Annotated in this window: 26 protein-coding genes and 1 pseudogene; 18 read left to right on the top strand and 9 right to left on the bottom strand. The window is 43.2% G+C overall.

From position 1 onward, the window contains the following. Window positions 1–69: 69 nt before the first annotated feature. On the bottom strand, window positions 70–1,056 hold the full coding sequence (locus tag L693_RS0117030; RefSeq protein WP_025718523.1) for a LacI family DNA-binding transcriptional regulator: 987 nt from the start codon (window positions 1,054–1,056) through the stop codon (window positions 70–72). 637 nt (window positions 1,057–1,693) lie between these two features. Here L693_RS0117030 and L693_RS0117025 point away from each other — a divergent pair. From L693_RS0117025 to L693_RS29395, 5 genes are all read left to right on the top strand, one after another. Then, window positions 1,694–2,650 carry a helix-turn-helix transcriptional regulator gene (locus L693_RS0117025; RefSeq protein ID WP_025718521.1) on the top strand — a complete coding sequence of 319 codons (957 nt, stop codon included), beginning with the start codon at window positions 1,694–1,696 and terminating at the stop codon, window positions 2,648–2,650. A 121-nt stretch (window positions 2,651–2,771) separates the two neighbouring features. Next, a complete protein-coding gene (locus tag L693_RS0117020) occupies window positions 2,772–3,233 on the top strand; it encodes an SRPBCC domain-containing protein (protein ID WP_025718520.1) in 462 nt (153 codons plus the stop codon). A 354-nt stretch (window positions 3,234–3,587) separates the two neighbouring features. Then, window positions 3,588–4,175 (top strand): SDR family NAD(P)-dependent oxidoreductase, encoded by a 588-nt coding sequence (locus tag L693_RS0117015; protein WP_025718519.1) that lies wholly within the window; start codon window positions 3,588–3,590, stop codon window positions 4,173–4,175. Window positions 4,176–4,461: 286 nt separating this feature from the next. Next, entirely contained in the window at window positions 4,462–4,902 is a 441-nt protein-coding gene (locus L693_RS31555) for an oxidoreductase (protein WP_049825196.1), read from the top strand. Beyond that, window positions 4,802–5,575 (top strand): oxidoreductase, encoded by a 774-nt coding sequence (locus L693_RS29395; RefSeq protein WP_231503682.1) that lies wholly within the window; start codon window positions 4,802–4,804, stop codon window positions 5,573–5,575. Before L693_RS31555 ends, L693_RS29395 begins: the two co-directional genes overlap by 101 nt. 118 nt (window positions 5,576–5,693) lie before the next feature. Here the strand turns inward: L693_RS29395 and L693_RS0117005 are convergent, their stop codons facing one another. Then, on the bottom strand, window positions 5,694–6,077 hold the full coding sequence (locus tag L693_RS0117005; protein ID WP_025718518.1) for a VOC family protein: 384 nt from the start codon (window positions 6,075–6,077) through the stop codon (window positions 5,694–5,696). Window positions 6,078–6,499: 422 nt separating this feature from the next. Between L693_RS0117005 and L693_RS0117000 the strand changes: the two genes are divergently transcribed. After that, window positions 6,500–7,504 (top strand): helix-turn-helix transcriptional regulator, encoded by a 1,005-nt coding sequence (locus L693_RS0117000; RefSeq protein WP_049825194.1) that lies wholly within the window; start codon window positions 6,500–6,502, stop codon window positions 7,502–7,504. A gap of 25 nt (window positions 7,505–7,529) precedes the next feature. Further along, on the top strand, window positions 7,530–8,180 hold the full coding sequence (locus L693_RS0116995; RefSeq protein WP_025718516.1) for an SDR family NAD(P)-dependent oxidoreductase: 651 nt from the start codon (window positions 7,530–7,532) through the stop codon (window positions 8,178–8,180). 138 nt (window positions 8,181–8,318) lie between these two features. Here the strand turns inward: L693_RS0116995 and L693_RS0116990 are convergent, their stop codons facing one another. Beyond that, window positions 8,319–10,484, bottom strand: a complete 2,166-nt coding sequence (locus tag L693_RS0116990; RefSeq protein ID WP_025718515.1) for an amidase — start codon at window positions 10,482–10,484, stop codon at window positions 8,319–8,321. A 358-nt stretch (window positions 10,485–10,842) separates the two neighbouring features. Further along, on the bottom strand, window positions 10,843–11,757 hold the full coding sequence (locus tag L693_RS0116985) for an arginase family protein (RefSeq protein ID WP_025718513.1): 915 nt from the start codon (window positions 11,755–11,757) through the stop codon (window positions 10,843–10,845). A gap of 105 nt (window positions 11,758–11,862) precedes the next feature. On the opposite strand from L693_RS0116985, the gene L693_RS0116980 reads away from it, so the two are divergent. The 3 genes from L693_RS0116980 to L693_RS0116970 all read left to right on the top strand — a co-directional run bounded on the left by L693_RS0116980 (window position 11,863) and on the right by L693_RS0116970 (window position 14,434). Next, complete coding sequence (locus tag L693_RS0116980) at window positions 11,863–12,204, top strand: winged helix-turn-helix transcriptional regulator (protein WP_025718511.1); 342 nt, start codon at window positions 11,863–11,865, stop codon at window positions 12,202–12,204. A 222-nt stretch (window positions 12,205–12,426) separates the two neighbouring features. Then, entirely contained in the window at window positions 12,427–13,800 is a 1,374-nt protein-coding gene (locus tag L693_RS0116975; RefSeq protein WP_025718509.1) for an MFS transporter, read from the top strand. A 181-nt stretch (window positions 13,801–13,981) separates the two neighbouring features. Continuing rightward, entirely contained in the window at window positions 13,982–14,434 is a 453-nt protein-coding gene (locus tag L693_RS0116970) for an SRPBCC family protein (protein WP_025718507.1), read from the top strand. A 318-nt stretch (window positions 14,435–14,752) separates the two neighbouring features. Here the strand turns inward: L693_RS0116970 and dapA are convergent, their stop codons facing one another. Further along, entirely contained in the window at window positions 14,753–15,634 is an 882-nt protein-coding gene (gene dapA, locus L693_RS0116965; protein ID WP_025718506.1) for a 4-hydroxy-tetrahydrodipicolinate synthase, read from the bottom strand. 111 nt (window positions 15,635–15,745) lie between these two features. On the opposite strand from dapA, the gene L693_RS0116960 reads away from it, so the two are divergent. The 4 genes from L693_RS0116960 to L693_RS0116940 all read left to right on the top strand — a co-directional run bounded on the left by L693_RS0116960 (window position 15,746) and on the right by L693_RS0116940 (window position 18,411). Next, window positions 15,746–16,618, top strand: coding sequence for a LysR family transcriptional regulator (locus L693_RS0116960; protein ID WP_025718505.1), 873 nt, complete (start codon window positions 15,746–15,748; stop codon window positions 16,616–16,618). A gap of 267 nt (window positions 16,619–16,885) precedes the next feature. Beyond that, window positions 16,886–16,990: a DUF6254 family protein gene (locus L693_RS31550; RefSeq protein WP_015735743.1), complete on the top strand. Its 105-nt coding sequence runs from the start codon at window positions 16,886–16,888 to the stop codon at window positions 16,988–16,990. Between the two features lie 358 nt (window positions 16,991–17,348). Continuing rightward, on the top strand, window positions 17,349–17,801 hold the full coding sequence (locus tag L693_RS0116945) for a MarR family winged helix-turn-helix transcriptional regulator (protein WP_025718503.1): 453 nt from the start codon (window positions 17,349–17,351) through the stop codon (window positions 17,799–17,801). Window positions 17,802–17,826: 25 nt separating this feature from the next. Continuing rightward, entirely contained in the window at window positions 17,827–18,411 is a 585-nt protein-coding gene (locus tag L693_RS0116940; protein ID WP_025718502.1) for a GNAT family N-acetyltransferase, read from the top strand. Window positions 18,412–18,595: 184 nt separating this feature from the next. Here the strand turns inward: L693_RS0116940 and L693_RS0116935 are convergent, their stop codons facing one another. After that, a complete protein-coding gene (locus tag L693_RS0116935) occupies window positions 18,596–20,197 on the bottom strand; it encodes a S53 family peptidase (RefSeq protein WP_025718500.1) in 1,602 nt (533 codons plus the stop codon). A 479-nt stretch (window positions 20,198–20,676) separates the two neighbouring features. On the opposite strand from L693_RS0116935, the gene L693_RS31545 reads away from it, so the two are divergent. The 3 genes from L693_RS31545 (at window position 20,677) to L693_RS30095 (ending at window position 21,402) form a co-directional block, all read left to right on the top strand. Beyond that, window positions 20,677–20,847 (top strand): sigma factor, encoded by a 171-nt coding sequence (locus L693_RS31545; protein ID WP_231503680.1) that lies wholly within the window; start codon window positions 20,677–20,679, stop codon window positions 20,845–20,847. A gap of 140 nt (window positions 20,848–20,987) precedes the next feature. Continuing rightward, on the top strand, window positions 20,988–21,107 hold the full coding sequence (locus L693_RS31540; RefSeq protein WP_231503686.1) for an RNA polymerase sigma factor: 120 nt from the start codon (window positions 20,988–20,990) through the stop codon (window positions 21,105–21,107). Between the two features lie 19 nt (window positions 21,108–21,126). Further along, the gene (locus tag L693_RS30095; RefSeq protein WP_025718499.1) at window positions 21,127–21,402 is read left to right on the top strand and encodes a hypothetical protein; all 276 of its coding nucleotides are present in this window, start codon (window positions 21,127–21,129) and stop codon (window positions 21,400–21,402) included. A gap of 284 nt (window positions 21,403–21,686) precedes the next feature. Here L693_RS30095 and L693_RS29385 read toward each other — a convergent pair. The 3 genes and pseudogenes from L693_RS29385 to L693_RS0116915 form a co-directional block, all read right to left on the bottom strand. Beyond that, window positions 21,687–21,965, bottom strand: a pseudogene (locus L693_RS29385) (alpha-amylase family glycosyl hydrolase); the annotation flags it as partial. Between the two features lie 228 nt (window positions 21,966–22,193). Beyond that, entirely contained in the window at window positions 22,194–22,811 is a 618-nt protein-coding gene (locus tag L693_RS0116920) for an FMN-binding negative transcriptional regulator (RefSeq protein ID WP_025718495.1), read from the bottom strand. A gap of 697 nt (window positions 22,812–23,508) precedes the next feature. Then, the gene (locus tag L693_RS0116915; RefSeq protein WP_025718494.1) at window positions 23,509–23,853 is read right to left on the bottom strand and encodes a winged helix-turn-helix transcriptional regulator; all 345 of its coding nucleotides are present in this window, start codon (window positions 23,851–23,853) and stop codon (window positions 23,509–23,511) included. Between the two features lie 230 nt (window positions 23,854–24,083). Between L693_RS0116915 and ahlS the strand changes: the two genes are divergently transcribed. After that, window positions 24,084–24,932 carry an AhlS family quorum-quenching N-acyl homoserine lactonase gene (gene ahlS, locus L693_RS0116910; protein WP_025718493.1) on the top strand — a complete coding sequence of 283 codons (849 nt, stop codon included), beginning with the start codon at window positions 24,084–24,086 and terminating at the stop codon, window positions 24,930–24,932. Window positions 24,933–25,041: the final 109 nt, after the last annotated feature.

Raw genomic sequence — 25,041 nt, 5'->3', positions numbered from 1 at the left:
GATTAATAATATCAATTTGTTTTAACGTAAGGATATTTATCAAAGAGGTTAAGACTTTCAGGTGCCTATTTAGCTGTTTCTGCACGAGCTCTCCCGTATGACAAGCTTAGTGCCAATCACGCTGTGCGCAGGAGGTTCACGTCCCTCAAACCGCTCAGAGAGCAGTTGAACGGCAGCCTTTCCCATTTGTTCGGGATAGGCGCGTACAGTGGTTAGCGGAGGCTGGACGAAGGCCGCCATCTCAATGTCGTCGAAACCGACGATAGCCATATCCTCTGGTACCTTGACTCCATGTCCATGAAGGGCGCGAAGAGCACCGATGGCAAGCGGGTCGCTTGCAGCGAAGCAGGCTGTTGGTCTTTGCTCTTCGGCAAGGAGATCGGTCATCATCAGATATCCATCCGCGGTACTCCAGGCGCCTACACGGACGAATTGAGGATTGTACAACCCCTGGTCCCGCATGAACCGTTCAAAATAATGCGCCCGTCGCTCTCCGTCGCTCTTGCCGCCGATAAACCCGATTTGTCGGTGGCCCAGCTCGATCAGATGTCCGAGCGCCTGATCAACAGCTTGCCGGAAATGGAGGCGTACGGAATCGTACTCCAACTGTTCATCGTACTGATCGACAAGGACAATGGTGTTCTTGTCGGGATGCAGCTTGATCACCTCATCAGGATCAACTCCACCCACAACAATCAGACCGTCCGTCTTCTGCAAGGTTGCGATAGAAGAGCGGCCTCGCAAGGTCTGTCCCAACGTCAGGCCGAGCTCTTCACAGCGCAGCTCGATTCCACGGCGAATCGAGGCGTAATACGGATCGTCCCGTTCCTCTTCAATGGAACACCACAGTAGAAGAGAGACTGTTTTCCCGGCCCGTTCCGTATTTTGCTTTAATTGCCTCAGCCGGGAAGGCTTATATCCGAGCTGCTCTGCAATCGAAAAAATTCTGTTCTTGGTGTTTGGGCTCACGGACAGTGACAGATCGTTATTTAAAACCCGTGAAACGGTTGCGGCAGACACACCCGCTTCACGGGCAATGTCTTTAATGGTTGCCAAAGAGTTCACACCTTTTTAGTTAATAATTTTACTAAAATTCGACTTTATCCTAACATATCCCTAGTATACTTTCAAGATGGTGGTTGAATCTTTAGGATTAATTTTGATCTATTACTGTGCTGATAAGTTGTGTTAACATGATGAATATTCTGTCACTGGCTCGTAAGTGGTTTGGTCGTCTTCGCTAGATTAGGGGGGCAATGGGGGCCGTTATGACTATCGCTTCTCTGCCGATGGTACTCGTCTATCTATTCTTGAGTGAACAAGTAGAGCGTGCAATGACGGTAGGTTCCGCCGTAAAAAGATAAGGATTTGTGCGCAGTCTGCCTGGGCCTTGACCCCGACATCTAATAATAAGGAACTGAACGGAAAACATTCGTCCAGTCCCTTATTATCTTCACTTTATCAGATCAAACCGCTTAGGAGGCGACCTTCATCCGATTCACGTATTCTTTGAACGTCAGATTATTTCTGAAATATTTATTCAGCAACTTGTTGCCCTACATAACGCAGATGCCATAATGAATCTTGGCTGGTCTATATGACATTACTTGTATTCCAGCCGCTGTAAAGTTGGCGATACAAAGTTTTCGCGGTAAACTGATTGTAATTGAACTGTTTGGAAGGAGAGCGTCTGATGTCCAAAGCAGACCATATGTTATCCATTCTCTGGATGCTAAAGCAGCGTAAACGCACCGCAGGGGAATTAGCTGAAGTTCTGGAGATCAGCGTTCGTTCGGTATACCGCTATATAGATGCGCTGTGCGTCAGTGGAGTTCCAGTTATTGCGGATTCCGGACCCGGTGGTGGCTACTGCCTGCCTGATCATTTCGTAGAAGCACCGCTGTTCTTCGACGCCGAAGAGCAGAAGGCGCTTGTCCAAGCAGCCGCCTTCGTCCGTGGGACGGGATATCCGTATGTCCAAGCGCTTGACCGAGCGCTGGATAAGCTGAAGCGTTACAGCAACGACCAACAAATGGAACGGATGGAGAGTCATAAGCGCGGGATTGAAACGCTTTATACATCTAATGCGGCAATAACGGAAATTCTGCAAGAGCTTGAATCAGGCATTGCGAACGGAGACACTCTGGAAATGGAGTACCGCAAGGGAAATGAAAAAACGGTCTCCTCACGTTTCATTGACCCTTATGGGCTTGTACTTTGGAAGGGGCAGTGGTACTGCATCGGGTATTGCCACTATCGGCAGGAGATCCGTAGCTTCCGTGTCGACAGAATTACCAGACTCCGTTGTAGCGGCGCAAGTTTCATACGTCCTGACGATTTCTCTGCACGCGATTTTCTCCTGCAGAGTTTGGTTCCTGCCCGTGAACAAGAGCGGGCGCTGATTGCCGTGGTGATTGAGTCATCCGAGGTGATATTAAATGATCTTTGCGGTCACTGGCTATTCGGCCATACCTTAGAGCAACGGCAGGAGGGATGGGCCCGGTTTCTACTGGACGAAAGCTCGTTATTCACCTACGTTCCGTATTTCCTCTTGCCTTATGGAAAATCGCTGCATATTCGGGAGCCAGCAGCATTGAAGCAGCGGTTGGTGGTGGTTGCTTCGGAAATGGCTCGCCATTACGAAAATTAATTCTATTTTCTCGGGAACACTGACTGTAGCTGTCAGTGTTCTTTTTGTATAGTGTAAGCGAGTCTTAAGTATAAATGTAAGTAAGTACAAGCAAACAATTATGATTAGGGAGGAATATAGCATGAAAGAACTGAAATATGAGTTCTACATTGGAGGGACACCAGAACAAGTATGGGCCTGCCTGGTCTCTCCAGAGTACGTGCAGCAAATCTATTACGGAAGCATAATCCGTTCCAGCTTCAAGGAGGGGGAACTGCTGGAGTATGTCGGACCGGGCCCTGAAGGTGAAGAAATCGTACATGTGTACGGGACGCTGCTGGAGTATACTCCATTAAAACATCTGTGTTTTACGCATAAGGTTGGTCCAGCTTACCTGAAAGAAGGACAAGAGAACTATGAATCCCGGATTTCCTGGCGTCTAGAGCCAGTGGGTGGATGCACGAAGCTGTCTCTTATCCATGATCAGTGGCATCCTGACGATCCTTCCTATGAACCCAGCGATAGTGCCTGGTGGCATGTTCTAAGTAACACAAAAACGTTAATAGAGACTGGCCACACGCTTGATTTCGGAAGCAACAAATAACAAAGGCTGCACGGAATACAGGAATAGAAGCAGTCGATATTGATTGAACATTCGCTGGAATAACAGCGTATAGGTTTCAATTGTCGATAAATACAATAGATTTATTATTAAAGCCAGAATGTGCTGAAGCACATCCTGGCTTTAATGCTGTATGAAAAATAACAGTTAAACATAAACATTATAAAAATCATTTTTTACTGATCGTTCTCAATATGTTATATTGATAACACAAGAAAGGGAATTTCAATGGCAAGAAGGTGGGAACAGGGTTACGAAAGGACATTTTTTATATTTTTATTAGAATGATCGTTCTTTAATGTTGGTCGAGGCATATAAACAAGGAGTAACATGTTAATGTCTAACAAGATTGCACTTGTAACAGGAGCGAATAAAGGGATCGGTTTCGAGGTCGCCAGACAATTAGGTCGTCAAGGAATTACGGTATTAGTTGGTGCACGCACAAAAACGAAGGCAGATGAGGCGGCAAGCAAACTGCAGGTTGAAGGTGTTCGAGCTATTGGTGTGCAGCTCGAAGTTACGAATACCGAGCACGTTTCGAATTTGGTTCGCTTCATTGAGAAAGAGTATGGTCGTTTGGATATACTGGTGAACAATGCAGGAAGAATCGTCAATCAAAGCAGTGCTTTAGGGTCGATCCAGTTAAATCTATCCAACGAACATGTGCAGGCGGTGGCTACCCCGGCATATTCGACATCCAAAGCAGCGCTAAATCTGCTGACGGCCTATTGGTCGCAAAAATGGAAAGATACCAACTTGAAAATCAATTCTGCGCATCCAGCATTGGTAAGAACGCAAATAGGCGGGGTAAACGCGGAGCTGTCCGAAGCAGATGGAGCAATAACGGCAGTTCGTTTAGCGACTTTGCCCGATGACGGTCCGACCGGCGAATTCTATTATATGGACACACAATGTCCGTGGTAGCATCTAACTTATCCTGACTCGGGACACTGGTTCTTATTCAAGCACTCAGACTTATTTCTTGAGCATATATCATTATTCCTAAGATCAAACTTCAATTGAACCAGCTAAATGTTACATTGATCAGAAATCATTTTTCCACAACGTGTGCTTCCCCCCAAGTAGTTGCGGTGTTGTACAGAGGAGGAAGATTCTTTCACTCTGTCCTCGAATAGGAATTTGTTATTTTCCATGGAGTCCGCTTGCTAGATGATCATAAACGATGAGGAACTATAAGGAGTTGGACGGTATGAAAAATACTTCAATCTTAGCTAAGCCATTAATACTTAAAAATGAAGTGAGCATAAAAAATCGATTTTTTAAAGCGGCGATGAGTGAAACTTTGGCTGAGAAAGATGCTAATCCTACTCAGCTATTAGTTAATCTCTACCAAACGTGGGCAAGAGGAGGAGCAGGACTTGTTTTAACAGGAAACGTTATGATCGACAGACGAGCACTAGGAGAACCAGGAAACGTCGTGGTTGAAGATGAGCGTGATCTGGTTCTGCTCGAAGAATGGGCTAGAGCTGGTACTGAAAATGGAACACACCTTTGGATGCAGCTAAATCACCCTGGAACAATCGCCCAAGATGTTATCCAAAGAACCAGTCGCCCCAAGTTCTTCCCCACTTTCTGGAAATCTAAAAAACTTCTTCAATCCCCCTCGAGCTCTTACAGTCGAAGAGATTGAAGAGCTAATTACACGTTTTGGGAATTTCGAAAGAATTGCAAAAAAAGCAGGGTTTTCCGGTGTGCAAATTCACGCTGCCCATGGATATCTGATCAATCAATTTTTATCTCCAAATCATAATCAACGCAGTGATGAGTGGGGCGGCAGCTTAGAGAATCGAATGAGATTCCTTGTACGGGTGTATCAAGAAATTAGAAAACAGGTCGGTGAACAGTTTCCGATAGGTATAAAATTGAATTCTGCCGATTTTCAACGAGGAGGCTTTACAGAAGAGGAATCCATGAAAGTTGCTCAAAAAATATCCGAATTAGGCGGAGATTTAATTGAGATATCTGGTGGCAGCTATGAAAACCCTAAAATGTTGGTCTCAGAAGTGAGAGAAAGCACGAAGAAACGAGAAGCCTATTTTTTAGAATACGCAGTGAAGGTAAGAAAATTGACTACTACCCCGTTAGTTGTAACTGGTGGATTTAGATCTTTAGACGGAATGACTCATGCCTTAACTGATGGTGGAATCGATATGGTTGGCGTAGGAAAGCCATTTGCTATAGTACCAGACCTTCCCAATAGAGTTTTTCAAGGCAGCTTTACAAACATCACGCTGAAGCCGATAAGAACCGGAAATAGGAGTATTGATAAAAGTGCTGCAATGTTAGAACTTGGGTGGGGATAACAATCTTATTTCAGGACAGGGTTAACATAAAGTTGTTTGATTTTTAATAAAAAACACTTCACCGAGCTTAAAACTTGCCAATATAAGTCGTTTAGCACTAAGATATTTCGTCATGAAGTTACTTCTGCACAATCTGAATAAGGTTGCCGCATTTATCGTCGAAGACAGCTATTGTGAGTTCGCCCATTTTTGTCGGCTCCATAGTAAACTTGACGCCGTTTTCCAATAATCGTTTATACTCTTTATTAATATCTGCAACGCCAAACATTGTTGCTGGGATGCCATCGGCAAATATCTTCTTTTGATACTCTTTGGCGGCAGGATGGTCATTCGGTTCGAGTAAAAGCTCGGTACTGTCTTGCTCATCGGGAGAAACAAGCGTTATCCACCTAAATTCTCCGATGGGAACGTCATGCTTTTTTACAAAGTCCAGCGTTTCTGTATAAAACTCCAATGCCTTGTCTTGATCTTGAACGAATATACTGGTAACAATGATTTTCATAATGTTTTGCCCCCTTTGATATTTTCGACGTTGGTGCTCAGCTAACAATCTGGCTCCTCCAATCAGAAAAGCTCATAATACATTCGTAAAAAGTTATTATTAAAATTATTCTACCCATCCTTTCAGCAAATTTTTAAGTGGTTTGTTGTTAAATATAACCACTCGATTCGTGAAATATGGTGTCATGCCCAGTGTACAACCCCCTTGGCTTTCACATGAATGACAAAAGCCGAGGGAATTGTTTACATAATAAATTAACAGCAGATTAAGATTTGGCGTAATTGGCAAGTAGAATGTCGCCTTCTGCTAGTTACAGAGCGACATTGGGGAGGTACTATAAGAGTTGTCCCATCAACAAGGCAGGACACCCAATCACAACCAAAACTAATGAATATAAAAATAGCTAAAGGAGATCCATATGCATGAAGTCTCATACCTCTGACCGTATTAAAATCCCGCCAGGATTTTGGACAGGGTTACGTCAATTAGGGATTGTCGCCCATGACGTAGCTTGCAAAGCACGACTGCCGCTCACTATTATCACTGAACCAGTAGTCACCACCGCCCAATATTTCGCAATCTGGCAGGCTTATTCCGATCTCATTGGTGACACTGCCCAAGGAATCATCGAGCTTGCGACCGTCTTTGAAACAGCAAAGTACCCACCGACCGTCTTGGCGACTTACCACGCTCGTGACTACCGCGACGCTCTAAACCGAATGGCTCGGTATAAACAACTATGCCCCCCGGAAAGCTTACGTATCTCCGAGGAGGGTGAGCATTGTACAATCGAACTGGAATGGCTGGATACCGAGCAACCCGGTCCGCCGATGCTGGTTGGTATCACGCTGGCATGCCTTCTGGAGTTTGGGCGCCGGGGCACAGGTCAACCTTTGACAGCGCGGTTCGTCGAATTTTCGCACTCAATGGGCGATGTACAGGCACTCGAAGCTTACTTTGGTTGCCGTATCGGGACTGGTGCAAATTGTAACCGGTTGACGCTACATCGAAGAGATCTGGACCGCCCCTTTGTTTCGTACAACGAAGAGTTGCTGGAGATCCTGACTCCCGTTCTGGACCGATCGCTGGATGAACAGCAACGCAGCCGGTCAATTACCGAAACGGTCAAATGGATCATGAAACGTAGCCTCACAGGAGGGCGCCCTGACATTCAGGCTGTCGCGAAGGAACTCGGTATGAGCGATCGTACCTTGCAGCGCCGGCTTACTGATGAAAACACGAGCTTCAAGCATCTGTTGACACAGGCGAGACATGAGCAGGCACTAGAGTACTTGGCAGACCCTTCGCTCGATATTAAAGAAGTGGCATTCTTGATTGGATATGAAGACCAGAACTCGTTCTACCGCGCCTTCCGTCTTTGGGAAGGTGATACTCCTTCAAATTGGCGTACTGAACATTTAAACTGAACAATCCAGAAGGGAGAAATGTATTATGGATATGGGGTTAAACAATAAAACAGCTTTAGTTACAGGATCAACGAAAGGTATAGGTAAAGCAATTGCCATAGAACTTGCCAAGGAAGGTGTTAATGTACTAATTAATGGACGAAGTTATGAAGAAGTACAACAAACTGTAAATGAAATTAAGTCAGATTTCCCAGCCACCTCTCCTCAAAATGCAACAGCCGATATTGTGGATATAGGGCAAAGAGAAGCCTTATTTGAAAAATACCCCAATATTGATATTTTAGTTAACAATATGGGTATTTATGAAATTATGCAATATGAGGAGATTGACGATGAAGTATGGGAAAAATACTTCCGTACGAATGTTCTGGCTGCAAATGGATTATCTAAATTAACAAAAGGAACAGAAGTTACGGTCAATACAATCATGCCAGGACCAACGCTCTCTGAAAATGTGCATCAAATAATTGAGGGTATGTACCCTAATGAAAATATGACTTTTTCAGAAAAAGAGAAAGAATTTATGACTACAAACCTGCCCCAATCTGAAATACAGCGATTTATCAAGCCTATTGAAATAGGTAGATTAGCTGCATTTGTATGTAGTCCTTATGCATCTGCATTTAAAGGTGCTCCAATCCGTATGGATGGGGGAATGGTACCGACTATTTTTTAAAACTTTACTATTTCAAATATTGTACGAAATTCTGTTTCCCCTAAAGCAATGTGCTGTATCAACGAAAATAGAGGGAACCTGACATAAGTCAAGTTCCCTCTTTTATTATTTAGATGGGGCGGCCGATGATGTCCTTCATCATTGGGATAAAGCGACAGACTTGACTTGAGCAGAGGTATTTCCGTAAATATCCTTGGCCAGCACAAGAATATGCAGCGTATCGGCTTGGGAGGCGCCAGCCTGTTTGTATTTAGAAGTTGGAAGCGTTGCTGACCAATTGGCTTTATCTTCTGTAGTTACGACACGAATGCCATTGACATAAACTTTGAGTTGTGCGATAGCGCTTTGATCTGTGACTGAACCTTCCAAAGAGAGGACATCGTCCTTGATTAAGGCATTCAATTTGAGCACAGGCACGTCTGTTTCCTTGCGTTTAGAGGGTGGGAGCGTGGTTTTCGGGTTATAGGAAAAGGTTTCATCCTCAAGCGCTGGCGTACGCGTTGCAATAGGACGGTTTTTTGTCGCCTGCTCATAGGAATAAGCATAACGCAACAGGTCATTATCGGTGTATGCGGCACCCGCCATTGTTAGATTAACGGGCATACCGGTATCCTTCATAGCGCCCATGCTCACGGACACACTTGGGATCCCGTACTCGCGTAGAATGAAATTCGTATTGGAGAAATAGTTGCCATTTTCCCAAGCTTCCTCATAGGACGTTTCATTCACATCGGAGTCGGCTTTGCCGATATTGGAATTTGCCGGGAATACAATAAAATCAAGATTGTTTTGCTTCATCCAATCTTCAAAATCAATCTTCCGTACATTTTCAAGCCCCCGCAGCCCTTCATGAAACTGTGGAATTTGTTCGTATGGGGTGACGCCTTTCTTTATGGTATCAATGAATACGTCATAATGGCCAAGGTCTCTGCCACGTTTGGCATCTACCGAACCGGGCGGATTCGGGAAGACGGTTGCAGGGTCGATATTAGCCCATGACGGGAAGTTTGGATCGCCCACACTTTTGAGGAATTCCTCAGCCGCATAAGGATTAAGCAGCCCAAATTCCTTTTCGGCCCATTTTGCTGGCATCAGTCCACGCTCCTCAGGTGTTTTCGCTGTTGCCCGGTCCTTCTCGCTGTTCGCCTGCAGGGGGAAGTCAACTTCCACAACCTCAGCTCCGAGAGCAGTTAAATCTTTTACAGCTTTTTCCCATAATGCCTGTATCGAAGGTCTGAATTTGATCGGAGTTCTGGTTTCATGGTCCTTACCGATATAGATTTTCGGAACGCCAATGCGTTTGCCTTTTAAAGCTTGGGTGTCTCGCAGTTTTAAATAGGATTTTGGACGGACACTGTTGACAGGAGGCAGCCGAACGGCTTTCTGTTCTCGCCAGAAATCGCCTTTGGTGATCTTATCCTCTACAACGATCACGTTAAGCAAGCGGAGCATGTCCTCGACAGTTCTCGTATGTGGGACAACGACATCCCGTATTGGGAAGAGCGGCCAATTCCCCCGAATGGAGATTAGGCCCCGCGATGGCGTGTAGGCAATTAAACCATTGTTTGATGCTGGAGATCTTCCAGAAGATACCGTTTCTTCCCCCATACCGAAGGCAGCGAGGTTGGCGGCTGTTGAGACGCCAGATCCGTTAGAGGAGCCAGAATACCAGGCTGCAGCCAGATAATCTGGATTGTACGGACTTTCAGCACGGCCATAAACCCCTCTTTGCATTCCCCCCGCTGCCATTGGCGGCATGTTGGTTTTACCAATCAGAACTCCGCCGGATTTGCGTATCTTTTCTACTGTAAAGGCATCATCCTTTGCCATCAGGTTTTTGAAAGCCGGAGATCCAGAAGCAACAGTGAGTCCCTTAACCTTGTAGCTGTCTTTAACCGTGTAGGGGATGCCTTGCAGAGGCCCGGTCTTGATGCCCTGCGCCCTTAGTTGATCAGCCTGAGCGGCTTCTTTTAGTACATCAGGGTTCAGAACAGGGATGGAATTGAGCCGAATGCCACTAGAATCATAGGCATATACCCGGTTAAGGTACATGGCGGTAAGCTCGACACTCGACAGTGCCCCTGACTTCATCGCGTCCTGCATCTGAGCAATCGTAGCCTCTTGCAATTGAAATGTAACCAGGGAGGAGGCGGGTTTACTATTAGTTTCACTTGAGGATGAGGGCGAAGGAGCTGCGGATGCAAGCGAGCATCCCGTGAAAGTTAAAATCATACCAGTTGCGATCCATTTGCAATAACTGCCGATTACATTCCTTGTATTCGCTTTTACCGTTCGTACGTACATAGCATTTTCACTCCTTAGATGGATAGGATTTTATTCTATTACTCATTTTTATGGGCATTGTCAGTTATTATTATGGAGATCAACGCCTGTTAACACCACCATTTTTAAAGTTGCGGAGATTTGAATAGGTTTAAGTTATCCGTAAAGAGAAGATGATGTTTTTACATAATATACACTATTTTCCTACCTGCGTGTCAATATATTTTACTCTAAATCCTTCTGCAATAACATAAAATTATCCATGGAAATGTTTGAAAAATTATTCGTATGAGAAAAGAGAAGGGAGAATCAGGTATTGGGGATGTTAAGCCGATTGTATTAAAGCAATTGACTATGACAAACATAATTTCCGTTTTTACTACTTGTTTAGAATAGGTATTTCTCCAAGCAGATTTTTCAAGTTAATAGAATCCCACGGCATATGCTCCGTTATACCTAATCCAACTACATCTGTTTCTTCAGACAGCTCTTTAATCAGATGAAGTAGTTGAGGCATTTGCATTGTTCCCGCAGGAGAATAATTATAAGGTGCTTCAGGGTTGGCGAACAATAAAGAACGAAATGCCTTGGGATCAAGCACATCTAAATCAAGGTGAATAGCTAGGTGCTTAATGCTACTTTCTTTAATCCACTCTTTTATAGATGCAGTACTGTTCGTTAACTCTTTGGTTCCTGCAGTTTTAATACCCAGTCTTTGAATCATTTCTGTATCTTGTTCTGCAGGAGCTATACCTAATGTTTGAAACGCTTCTGAAATCACTTTTGTTTCTTCTTCTGTAGGAGCTGCTAATCCAGCGATAAAGACATTTTCAGGTTTAAGAGGAATTTTTACATGTTTTGCGAACTCCTCATCTCCTTCTCCCAAAAGATTCCCAAGCGGTAATGTATGTCCGTTATCATAGCCAACATACCTAACTAAATCACTGTGAGCATCGATCCAGATTAAACCTAATTTACCCTCGTATCGTACGTTTAAATAGGCAAACGGGGCTTGTTCGACTAAGCAGTCACCACCAAACATTACAATGCGATCTGGCTTATGTGCGTCAATGATATGTTGAGCAGCCTCTAATTGTTCAAGTAGCTGTTTTCTCCCATTCATACCGTTCTCATTTTGAAGCGGAATTCCATCAAAAGTTTGAACTGGAACATGAATAAGAGGTTGATCATTGTCTGGAGCTAGCCAAGCAAGCAATTCGGCTCCAAAAGAGTAGTTAGGGTTGTTTCCCCCTTGCCACTGTGGCATTAAAAGACGTATTGTTTTTTTAGTCATGCTGTTCTCTCCTTTACTTCAAAGTGAGGTTAGTATAAACTGAACGCGAATAAAAACGTAGTACGCACTTTTTTGATAGGTACTACCCGAAAGGATAGTGTGAATATGAGTATGACCGAATTTAAAGGTAAAGTTAAAAATATTCAAGATACACCTTTTGGTTATACATTGTCAGTTATTGGTGGTAAATGGAAAATGGTTATTATTTACCTCCTAGCAGAAAACGAACCGGTTCGCTTTAATGATCTGAAAAGACAGATAGGAGCTATTACCTATAAAATATTGAGTTCACAACTTAAAGAATTGGAAGCGGATGGTATGGTGAAACGAAAAGAGTATCCTCAAGTTCCCCCTAAAGTCGAATACAGTCTCACCGATAAAGCAAAAACACTATTACCCGTTTTGGAAGAGTTATGTGAGTGGGGAACAAAAAACCAAAATAATTAAATCCAGTTTTCTAAATGCTCAGCATGACTCTCAATAATAGCAGGTAATATTTTTATTATTTTTATGATAATATGGTTAGGTAGTTTTGATTAAACTGATTTTTACTTTTGGAGGCGTTAGAATGAAGTATATAGTGAAAAGAAGGGCACAAAATAAAGGGGACATTGCATCACTGGCCCTATAAACTGCGTGTTCCCCTGGCATTTTTAAGGGGTTTGCATGATGGAAAAATCGGTTGAGAAACGTATATCTAAATCCTTGATTTGGCTGTGTGTGCTTGCATTTTTCAGCGTATTGAATGAGACGGTGTTCAACGTATCGTTGCCCGATATTGCCGCTCAATTTGGAATTGAGCCATCCGTCGCAAATTACGTCAATACCAGCTTCATTCTTTCTTTTGCAGTAGGAACGGCCGTTTACGGAAAAATATCGGACATCTATGGCATAAAAAAACTGTTTTTCATCAGTGTGCTGATATACGGCGGGGGATCGCTAATCGGCTTGCTGTTTCATTTCTGGTTTCCGGCTTTACTTGCCGCGCGATTTATTCAAGGAGCGGGTGCTTCTGCCGTTCCCGGGCTGATTATGGTCATCGTTACCAGAAGTATCGAAAAGCAGCATCAAGGAAAGGCTTTTGGAATGATCGGATCGACCGTTGCTTTGGGAGAAGGTTTTGGTCCGGTATTTGGAGGATGGATCGCAGACTATATACACTGGTCCTATCTGTTTTTCCTGCCGATGATGACGCTAGTAACACTGCCGTTTTTCTTACGGACGCTTACTGACGAGCCTGTGAAAAAAGGTGGGCTTGATGTTCCGGGATGCCTGCTCTTTGTGCTTGGAATTGTTTCGTTTACTTTATTTACGACGCATTACGAGTGGTGGTATTTGATCATCAGCGTCATTCTATTCATAGGATTTGTGCTGAGAATTCGAGGAGCTAAGGAACCTTTCTTGGAACCGGCTTTATTCAAGAGGAAAAGATTTATCGTCGGAGTACTTGTAGGGGGAATACTTCTAGGAACCGTCGCAGGATTTATGTCCATGATCCCTTACATGATGAGAGAAGTACATCAGATGTCGACAAGCCTCATTGGCGGCAGTGTTCTGTTTCCTGGAACGATTGGCGTGATTTTTTTCGGGATCGTTGGTGGTTCTTTAGTCGACAGGCGGGGAGCTCGTTTTGTCATGATTGCCGGACTATTGCTGCTCGGTGCGGGACTTTTGATCGTTTCACTTTTCGCGGATAGTACTCCCTGGATCATCTCGGGAGCCTTGGTTTTGATTTTTGGTGGACTATCCTTTGTCAAAACGGTTATCTCAACCATTGTGGCAGGCTCGCTAAGCGCTGACGAATCAGGCTCAGGTATGGGTTTTTTGAATTTTTCCTGTTTTTTGGCAGAAGGGCTCGGTATCGCAATTGTAGGTGGACTGCTTACACAACTCAGGCTCAACTTTCCTATTCTCCCGATGGTTACTGACGTTGCAGCGTATCTGTACAGCAATTTGACGCTACTGCTTCTAGCAGCAGTAATTATAGGCGGGGCTATTTTCCTGATCGCATTCAGAGAAGGAAAGGCTTCCTTAGATAAGTAATTATCGTTTTTCACTGCTGTTCCAAAACCAAAAATGATATTCCGAATAGTTATACAAAAACGACTTGAGTCCCTATTGTTGGGTCTCCAGTCGTTTTTGTATTTATTGGACAGATGATGACTCGGATATAATAATAAAGAGATGATCATAATGCTGTTGAACTGAAGGGATTGAAGATGAAGTGACACTACCTATTTCTTTGCCGGATATTTCACAAAGACCGTCTAATCTAACAGTGGAACGAAAAATGGAAGCGTCACCCAATGTTCTGTATCAAGCGTGGACCAAACGGTTTGACCATTGGTTTGCAGCCCCAGGGTCTGTAATCATGGAGGCCCGAGTGAATACGGCTTTCTTTTTCGAAACACATTTTGAGGGGGAACGCCATCCGCACTACGGACGATTTCTGAGACTAGAACAAGATCGCCTTATCGAACTGACCTGGGTTACCGGGGAAGGAGGCACCAAGGGATATGAAACGGTGCTTACCGTTGAGCTTGAACTTAGTGGAAATGGCACGTTACTTCGATTAACCCACGCAGGTTTTCCAGATGAGAATTCGAGAAACCAGCATGAACAGGCATGGCCGTTTGTACTTGAGCAGCTCGATAAGAGGATGATGACAAATAGCTAATGAAAAGCCTGCCTACTCTTCGAAAACAATCTATAAAGCATTTTTGTACCAAGGCGGCCGGTAACCGCAAAATCCAGGTCAGTCTACCGTACTTCCAGTATAAACGGAAGATGAGGGCAACACTGTTTCCCTTGCCTATAATCTGCTAAAAAAGCACAAAATGGACGAAAAAAACAACCGAACCAGACAAGGATGACCTCCTTGCCCGGTTCGGTGTTTTTTTCATTTAGGAGACTGTCCTTATTTAATGAAAAAGCTGCTTTTGGGACAGCCCCTTCTTCTACGTTATGATTGGGAAGTTTGATGCAAGTTGATTTATCAGGATACGATCGAATTCAGGAGACCCTGCTTCACCTGATCCGACAGCGGCATAAGCGGCAGACGCAATTGCTCGGCGGCAATAATCTCTTGCTGGGCAAGCCACCACTTGATCGCGGCCGGGGCTGGCTCTGCAAATACATGCTGGATCATCGGCTCCAGTAGCATGAAACTGTCTCGCGCCCCGTTCATGTCACCAGTCACAAAACGTTGGTATATCTCCACATACTTCTGGATGTTGATATGAGCGGATGCAAGCATACCGCCAGCAGCCCCCTGACATAGCATGGCATGGAAATAGGCATCCTCTCCGCAGAGGATAGGCTTAGTCTCGTACTGGGTCAATTTCAAGAGCAGATCAAGACCGCCCGTGCTGTCCTTGAGCCCAATTACGCCATCCAGGTCGAGTACTTTGCGTATTGTATCTATTGTCATGCGACTGCCAGTGCGAACCGGAATCTCGTATACAAGCACAGGCAGGCCTACACGAGATACGACACGGAAATGCTCCAAGATTCCTTCCTGAGTCGGCCGATTGTAATACGGAGTGACCACCATGGCTGCATCCGCTCCTAAATCAGCTGCCATTTCCGTCCGATGCACCGTTGAATAGGTATCGTTCGTTCCCGTGCCAATGATGATCGGAATAGTTTTGTTCATGCTCTTCAGAACATCCTGCGTCACCTGTACCATCTGCTTGACTTCATCCCAGGATACGGTCGGCGATTCTCCCGTCGTACCGTTAACCACCAGACCCTGGATGTCATGGCCTGCAAGATAGGTAACATACTTCCGGTACGAATTGATGTCCAGCTTATAGTCACGCGAAAAAGGTGTAATCAGCGGTATAAAAATCCCATGAATATGTTGTTCGTTCATCATCATCAGTTATCCCTTCCCGTTGAATTAAATCTAATGTAACATAGGAGATAGTATCAGAGTTATCTATAATAAATGATAATTCTCATCAATAATTTCGATGGGGTGATCAGCTTGGATTTCATCTATCTTCAGACATTTCGGGAAGTTGCCATTCGTGAAAGCTTTACGAGAGCAGCAGAAGTGCTCGGTTACGCACAATCCAGTGTCACGACCCAGATTCAGAAGCTGGAGAAAGCGTATCAAGTCAAATTGTTCGATCGCTACAGCAACAACAAGATTCGTCTTACCTCCGCCGGGGAAGAGCTGTTCAAGCTTGCCGGACAAATGCTGGAGCTCTTCGAGCAATCTAAAGAAAAATTGGCCAAGCAGGGTGGGGGTTCCATGATGATCGGTACCATGGATTCCATCGCTTCGTATTTTCTGCCGCCGTATATGCAGGCGACCCGCAAAGAATATCCTGATCTGAACATACGGTTGCATACGGATCGCGAAGAGATGATTTTGCACCAGGTCAGGGAAGGGGAGGCTGATGTCGGGCTGATCCTCGCGGACGATTCAAGCGATCCGGCCTTACAGTGGATTAGGATCCGCGAAGAACCGCTTGTGCTGATTGTCCATCCGAACCATCCGCTTACCGCTAAAGAGCGAATCAGGCTGGACGATCTGGTGGATGCGGAGTGGATCATGCCCGAGCATACGTGCAACTACAGGCAGCTGCTGGAGAGGGTGCTTCGCGCAAATGGAATCGCCTATCGAGTGGGCCTGGAGTTGGGTAATCCGGAAGCAATCAAGCGGAGCATCAAGACCGGAGAAGGTATATCCATTCTACCGCTAATGGCCGCGCTGGAGGAGATTGAACGGGAAGAGCTAAAGGTGTTACCCTTTGAGCATACCGAGCTCAAGCTGGAGATCCAGCTTGTTCTTCATCCCAAAAAGTGGGTGTCCAACGCATTGAGCTTTTTTATGGAGAGTCTGAGGATATAGATTTTCGTCCAAATAAGAAATGGGGAGCGATAACTGGAATCCGAAGTAGAAATTCGCAGATGAGTCGAACATCGGAAAGCAGCAGTTTTCATATTTTCTGGAAGCTAACGGCAGTTCCAGCTACTTTGGAATTGTAAAAGCAGGGCAGGTATCACCCTAAAGTTATAACAAAAATCCAACAAATTTAGTTTTATGAATGAACAGAGCCGAGAAATGACAACTTAAGGTAGTGGTATACATCACAATTTCCAAAGGAGGATATCTGTTATGGCTCACCAGAAGAGAAGGAAAGAAGCTGCCTGGAAGTCACGAAAGCAAGAACAGCATCCCCATGGTAAAATCAAATCGCTCAAGGAATTATCCAGCGAATAGGATTGAGGAGTATACTACTTGGAAGAGAAGGACTGTCGGTGAAATTTATCGGCAGTCTTCTTTATTGTAATAATCTTTCCACTACCGGAAAGGGCGAATTGCTATTTCATGGTGCGAGAGCATAATGGCCCTAATACTGCTACTGGATTTGATAACAACCATCCAGCCAATCTATGATAATGAGGGAATTAACCAAGAAGAACTATCGAACATGCTATTTTGGGATAAAGTTGCTACTGCAAGGGCTGTAAAGTTACCTATGCCTATCTCCATGTTGCAAATGCAACAAAATTAAGGTAAATTAAATACATGCCATTTTTATTGCATTTGCAACAAAATAGGGACAAAGGAGTTAATTATGAAGGAAGTACTTCGTGAAATTGGAATGATAGCAAGGGCATTAGATTCTATAAGTAATATCGAATTTAAGGAATATGACCTTACAAAAGGGCAGTATTTGTACCTTGTGCGAATATGCGAAAACCCAGGAATCATTCAAGAAAAGTTAGCTGAGATGATAAAAGTAGATCGAACAACAGCATCTCGTGCCATAAAGAAACTTGTAATTAATGGATTTATTGAAAAGAAAGAGGATAACCATAACAAAAAAATCAAAAAACTCTTTCCAACAGAGAAAGGGAACAATGTTTATCCTTCTATAAAAAAAGAAAATGATTATTCCAATAACGTTGCATTAGAGGGATTTTCGGAAAGAGAAGTAGAAAACATTTTCAATCTTCTTCAAAGAGTAAGAGAAAATATAGGAAAAGACTGGGAATTTGTGAAAAAGGGGAACAAAAGAAATTATTGATTTATATAGGGAGCGATACCTAAAAATGACTGTAAAAATAATAAAGTGCAGCCGTGAAGATTTACAAATACTCCAAGAAATAAGTATTGAAACATTCAACGATACTTTTAAAGATCAGAATTCACATGAAAATATGAAAGCCTATCTGGAAAGAGCATTTAACTCTAAACAGTTGGAGGAGGAATTGTCCAATGTCTCTTCAGAAATCTTTTTCATCTATTTCAATGAAGAACTTGCTGGATATTTAAAAGTAAATATGAATGATGCCCAATCCGAAAATATGGGTGATGAGTCACTTGAAATTGAGAGAATCTATATAAAGAACAAATTTCAAAAACATGGACTTGGTAAGTATCTGCTAAATAAAGCTATCGAAATTGCAATGGAACAAAATAAAAACAAAATCTGGCTCGGCGTATGGGAAAAAAATGAAAACGCTATTGCTTTTTATAAGAAAATGGGGTTTGTTCAAACTGGAGCACACTCTTTTTATATGGGTGATGAAGAACAAATTGATTTCATAATGACCAAAACAGAGCATCATCCAAATGATCATGATACAAAGGCACATAGCTGCATAAAGAAATTAGGTACAGTGGAATATGTTTAACGCCCACTTTCTAGTAATTAGACCAAAAAAGCGATGTCTATTCCATAGGTATCTAATGAACATCTTATAAATACCTAAGTGATTTAGGTATTTATACTGATTCTGCATTCGAACAGGTATAACTGTAAGAAAAATGACTATCAAAGTGTATCAATTTGATAGTCATTTTATTTCGGATATCCGACTATTCGCTTAGTTTATGCATAAGTTCAGTTCCATCTGGACTTCCAAGACCTGTACAAGCATCCCACCCTGATTGTGCCTTATAAGGTCCGTTTTCACCAATAGTATCGTTGTTTCCACTCGTAATGTCATGGAATATATTGTCTTGAGCAGATAGGTTGTACAATTTAGGATTAATAAAGCCTACTGAATGGCCTAACTTCTGGTTTATGTTTGCAAGTAATCCTGCCCAAAGAGGTGCTACCGCACTAGTTCCGCCACTAACGAGTTGTTGCCCATCCACTAGAACCTGGTAACCGGTAGCAGGATCGGCGTTGCCAGCCACATCTGGGACCCCTCGCCCGATTTTTCCTCCCGGATTCACTGAAGGAGGGACGTTGGCATTGACTTGCCAATTGGGTAAATCAAATACATCACTCACCCCGCCACCAGTAGCACTGTTCTTTCCTTCATTCCAAACAACTTCTTTAGTAATCGTTCGTCCTGATCCTTCTAGCCGAGTTCCACCACACGCAAGTACGTGAGGACTTGAAGCCGGAAAATCAGCATGAACAAGATTATCCCGAAGAGGGGAGGACATGTTATAATCTGATGAGCCATTATCTCCTGATGCGCAGCAAATCGTTACACCAAGTGCTGCAGCATCTTGGAATGCCCGATCCATAGCTTTTATTGCCTGTAGGGTCCACTGTTGTTCAGTGCTTCCCCAGCTAATTGAAATCACTGATGGTTTATTGCGAGTGTCGTGGATTGCAGTTGTAATGGCTTTGAGGAAGCCAGCATCCGTGTTAGGTGCAAAATAAACTGCGATTCTTGCTCCAGGAGCAACAGCGGCAGCCACCTCAATGTCTAAAACTACTTCGCCATCGGCACTATTAGGATCACCTGATGGTTGGTTGGTTGCTCCATCGATTGATACATCTACAATCTCTGGATGGCGAACTCCGAGACGATTAAAATATGCCTCTAAATCATTAGAACGGTACCCGCCAAGTTCATTGGGACGGTGCTGTGCACCACACAGTTCAATAAGTCCGATACACTGGTCTTTACAATTTATTGATGGGAAATTATAAAGTTGTGCTAATTCGGGAGGTGTAAATGAATTTCTTCCAGCGTGTGACTTTGCAAATTCTTCTTCATTCAAAAAACGAAAATGAGGACTTGCCTGTCTACGGTTATCTAGACCTAAAACCGCTTCAACTATACCGGTGAGGTTCTCGGGTATGTGTACATGCCCAGTACGTCCGCGGTAGGTAAATTTCGGGTGCTCGTAAGTATCTAGATCAACTTCAAAGGCCTTGCTAAAGGAAGCTACTGTTCCTGATAACACCACAGTCCCTGCAGCTATGTTTACCTCTTTAACTTCAAGACCATATTCTTGGGCGAATTCCTCCAACTTTTTCACTTCGTTGGGATTAACGCCGTGGGTAGTAGCGAATTCCTCATGGCTAAGGTGGCGACGTTCGGAAAATGGGCGAGTACTTATTTCCTCAATCATTGAAGTTAGTGTTGGTGCAGTTTCCGGACGACGAACAATCAATGTTACCGAAATACGCTCGTCTGGATTCGCTGGACCAACTTTTCGGGAAGCAGGTACCATAGTGCGCTCACTTCCCGGAACTCGAACCATATTAGAAAGATTTTTCCATTTAAAAAGTTATCGTTCATTTTTCAACTATCTCCTTTTTACTTTTATACATCAATTTACATAAAAATCTCCCTTTACCTTTGAAGCAAATAAACTAAGAAGATTCTAGGTACATATTTTATACTTTCATTTTATAAGTAAATATATGTATCCATTTTTTAGACACTCTACGTTAATTCCAGCTATTACAAGTGGCTGAATCGCAAACTCAGTTCTTGTGAACAGGAGAATGCAGAACTGACACATGTCTTGATGATCCATTTGCGAGAAAGTTGAGCGTTTCTTTGGATATCGTTAATTAACGCTACATCTGCGACGCCAAATGAGAAGCTGTAGATTTGTTAAAAACATTTAATGAAGTTGGTCATGCTAATTTCAAATTAGTGGAACGGTGAAGATGCTGATAGCAATAAAATAGCACGTAAAGAATTGTGAATGTTATACGGGCTGTCCAACAAAGCTTATATGTAATAGCAAGATCAATCGTTAAAAACGACGAAGATTGTGCAGATGCTATACAGGAGACCATTGTCAAAGCTTTTTCAAATGTACATAGACTGAAAGAGCCTACTTATTTTAAAACATGGATCATTCGGATTTAGATCAATGAGTGTAATCGGATTATTAGGAAAAAGAAGAGGGTATACCCCGTCCCTTATGATTTAAGAAAGACAACATATAAGGGTGACTATGAACAAATCGAGCTGTTTACGGACTGGATGAACAACTTCAAACTACTGTGATGCTTTTTTATATTGAGGATTTATCGGTCAAAGAGATATCCAAAGTGCTCAATGTATCCGAAGGGACAGTAAAATCACGCTTATTTAGGGCCAGACAGCAATATAAAAGGAAATTGTGACTTTAGCTTTGGCATTGATATGAAAAAGGCAAACAAGCAGAACAAAATAGAGGAGCTGGCAGGTAGTTACACAACGCCGCATGGAATGACGGTTACATTAAAAAGACTAACGAGAACGGTGCAAGGAGTGCGTTTCGAACTGGAAACCGAACTTGATGACAGGGCAATGGCAAGCCCCCCGGTGATTTATGGGAAAAGAGATGTTGAGCTTTCATTTCGAGACTACAGGTGGGGAAGAGATTCACTCGGTGAATCCAAGAAAAAGTGGCTACATGGACAGCTTAATGACATCTGATCATAGAGTTGTTGGAAACGGAAAAATGCATTGGAGTTATACTTTCAGGTACCTGCCTGAGCATAAACTATACCGTTTTATCCTGGAAGGATACTCGGTTAACAGAAATGGACAGAAGCATGACTTCCTTTAGACCACCTGAGCTGACTCAGCCCAAAACTTTTAAAATAGGGAATGAAAGACTGGAGCTGGTTAGGGCTTCACTTGAGGAATCGCATGCCAACAAAGGCGCATATGAAACTGCCATCTCATTCTACGGAAAAATGGATAATGAAATAAGTCAAGACATCTCTGTACCGGGTGGCTACTTCTCCAAAAATATAGAAATCCGAGCCGCCTCTTGTCTTCCAGGCAGGAATATAGTATTTATTGAAAATATACCGGCTCACATGCTTCACTGTATCGACACGGAAAGCGTCCACACCCATGTCAATATAGTGATTGTAGGTATCAATTAAATATTTGTTAACTGCAGGATTTTCTGTGTTCAGGTCCACACAATCGCCCGCTATCTGTCCGGTTTGAACCCTATAGGATTCCCAGGAAAGACTTTTCTCTGTATGGGGGGAGTACCAGCGTCGCTGTCACCAGGGGCAAAGTATATGGATAAATATGTTAAATATAAGTGCTGGGAATTTCGCTATGATTGGAGAAATACCAGCGTCTCAAACGTATGGAATAAACCTACATTTATCTTGTTGGGTTGTTTACGTTAATGGCCAAAGACAGAGCTAGGCTGCCGACATTGATCGGCAGCCTAGTCTTAGTTGGAGATTGAACTATCGTGCGCGTTAGCTTAATGACCTAAGATTTTGTTTCATAAGAAAGGAGATTTTTTGCTCGTCTGTATTTTCGATTTTCTCTAGCTGTTGAATAATCAATTCCTGTCGTTGTATTGGATGATTTTGGCTTAACTTTGCTTTCCCTTCTATTCTGTTTATTTTGATTCTAAAGCCCTGAACTCCTTTATTCAAATCACTTAGAAAGTCAGGGTCTACATCCTGCAACCTGTAGGAACTATTAGGGGGTTCGTACTTCAATATCATATCATTAAAGGAAACCATTAACTCATTTTCGTCTTCTATAAGTTCGACTTCCCCGTATACGTGAACGGTCACATAGTTCCATGTTGGAGCTGCCTTATCCGTCTCATACCAAGAAGGAGAGATATAACAATGAGGACCATGAAAAACTGCTAACACAATTTGATTCCTAATATCTTTCCATTGAGGATTTGGACGAGCAAAATGCCTGAATAGGTACATATGATTTTTATCGAGAATTAATGGCAAATGGGTAGCATATGGTGTCCCATCATGTTGAGAAAACAAAGTAGCAAAACTATTTTCTCTCATAATCTTGTAAGCAGTTGATATATCCGTAATTTTAAAATGCGTAGGTATATACATATGATTTTCTCCTCTCAAAAATTTTATCTTTTAATAAAAAATAAGCAAAAGAGCGGACTGGTGGAAGAACCAATTTCAACAATTATTATTGTACCAATCTGTCATGTCTTTTGTATAAATTGCAAAGATATTAAGCGAAAGGCTGCCGATTGCCGGCAGCCATGTTTGAGCAATCGTTCCCCGTCGTATTATGAGGTCAGCCAGTTTTTACTGGTTGACCTCTTTTGTTTCTTGGTGTATCTGTGAGTAGCCGGGGCAGATCGGTCGTTCCCCTGGGTCCATAACCCGACGCTAAAACTGATCACCCCCTACTCGTAGACCATGTTTGAGCTGGTTGAGACGAATAGATCTCACATAACAAGCGATGTTATGGAACTATGAGCTGTGCTTAGGGGTACCGGCAATTTTATATAAAAGGAGAGTGCTTAATGATCCGTAATTCTAACAATGATACGGCTCACCGTATCATCTATACTTCTGGGCCAGCTCTTTATTAATGGCGAATTTGCGGTGAATACGGTATTTAACCTTTTCAAGGAGTCCAGGCAATTAAAAAGGACATCAAGCTCGACAATTACAATCCGTCGTTTTTCATCGGCTGCAAGAACAGTGAATTGCCTCCAAGTTCAACGAAAAGAAAACGTACTTTCACGCTTGATTTCGCTTTTTTGATAAGATTAGGGGCATGTTCAATGGCTTAACGGCAAAAAAGCCGAGCAGCACAAGGATGCCTTAGCTCTTTCATCGGCTGAAGCAATGTTTCCCCTAATGTTGTTAGTGAATATTCGACGCTCGGAGGTACTGTAGGAGTTATGTGTCGTTGGACCAATCCATCACGTTCCAACTTGCGTACCGTCTGGGTAAGCATTTTTTTGGATATACCCTCAACCCTCTTGAGCATTTCTCCATATCGGATTTTACCGTTTTCCACGGCATATATAATAAGTGCAGTCCACTTGTTAGAGATAATGTCAAGAACTTTGCTATAACCGCAATTGGATAACGAAATATCAGATTGTTTAGTTGTGGATGAATGTGCCAAATAGTTCCCCTCCTATGCACTACGAAGTTCCCAAGACACTTTAAAGTGCCTACTTATATCATTCTATTTTTTATATTACAGTATGTCTATACCAGTACTGTAGCAGCTTGCGCAAGATCTGCCATAGCAAAGACACCGCTTAAGGGCGATCCGGATGTTCCAAGAGCAAGAAAATGCGCCCCCGAAAAGGGGTTACCTTGTACTGGATTCTTCGATGGGTAGGTATAAACATGACAAATATTGTTAAAATGCATCCCAAGCTGTATGTATTGGATAACGGTCGAATGAGCATGGATAAAAATTGGATAATCTCCATGCATAATCCAGCTACAATTAATAATCCGAATGCCCCGACACAATTTGTGGAATTTCCAATTTATACGGTATTGATTGATCATCCTGAGGGAAAAATCTTGTTTGATACAGCCTGCAACCCAAACTCAATGGGCATTGGAGGGCGTTGGGCACAATCGACCCAACTGTCGTCTCCATGGGTGGCGAGCGAGGAATGTTACCTGCATAATCGGCTGGAGCAGCTTAAAGTTAGACCCGAGGAAATCAAGTATGTCGTTGCCTCACACTTGCATCTGGACCATGCAGGATGCCTCGAAATGTTCACGAACGCGACCATTATCGTCCATGAGGATGAGTTTAATGGAGCACTGCAGACCTACGCCCGCAATGAAAAAGAAGGAGCCTATGTTTGGGCTGATATCGATGCATGGATCAAAAACCAGCTGCATTGGAAAACAATCAAACCGGGCGAAGACAACTTGGATCTGGTGGATGGTATCAAAATCTTGAATTTGGGAAGCGGTCATGCATGGGGAATGTTAGGTCTCCAGATCGAAATGCCAGAAACAGGCGGAATAATTCTAGCTTCCGATGCCATCTATACCGCGGAAAGTTTTGGTCCTCCAGTCAAGCCGCCTGGTATTATTTATGATTTGATCGGCTACCGAAACGCAGTGGAGAAAATTCGCACTTTGGCTACCCGCACGAAATCCCAAGTGTGGTTCGGGCATGATGCGAATCAGTTCAGAACTTTGAGAAAATCTACTGAAGGATATTATGAATAACTCAACTTTCGGTGCGACCAAGCCTAGGTTGTGAAGTTTAGCAGGTGGAAATCCTGCTTGGAAAGGCTAAAGCCAAGCCACCAATAGCGAGCCTTGGACGGCTGGAAGT

This window comes from Paenibacillus sp. 1-18 (assembly GCF_000520755.1).
Lineage (GTDB): Bacteria > Bacillota > Bacilli > Paenibacillales > Paenibacillaceae > Paenibacillus > Paenibacillus brasilensis.
Note: the sequence above shows the minus strand (reverse complement) of the source record. Positions and strands in the feature narration are given on the sequence as shown.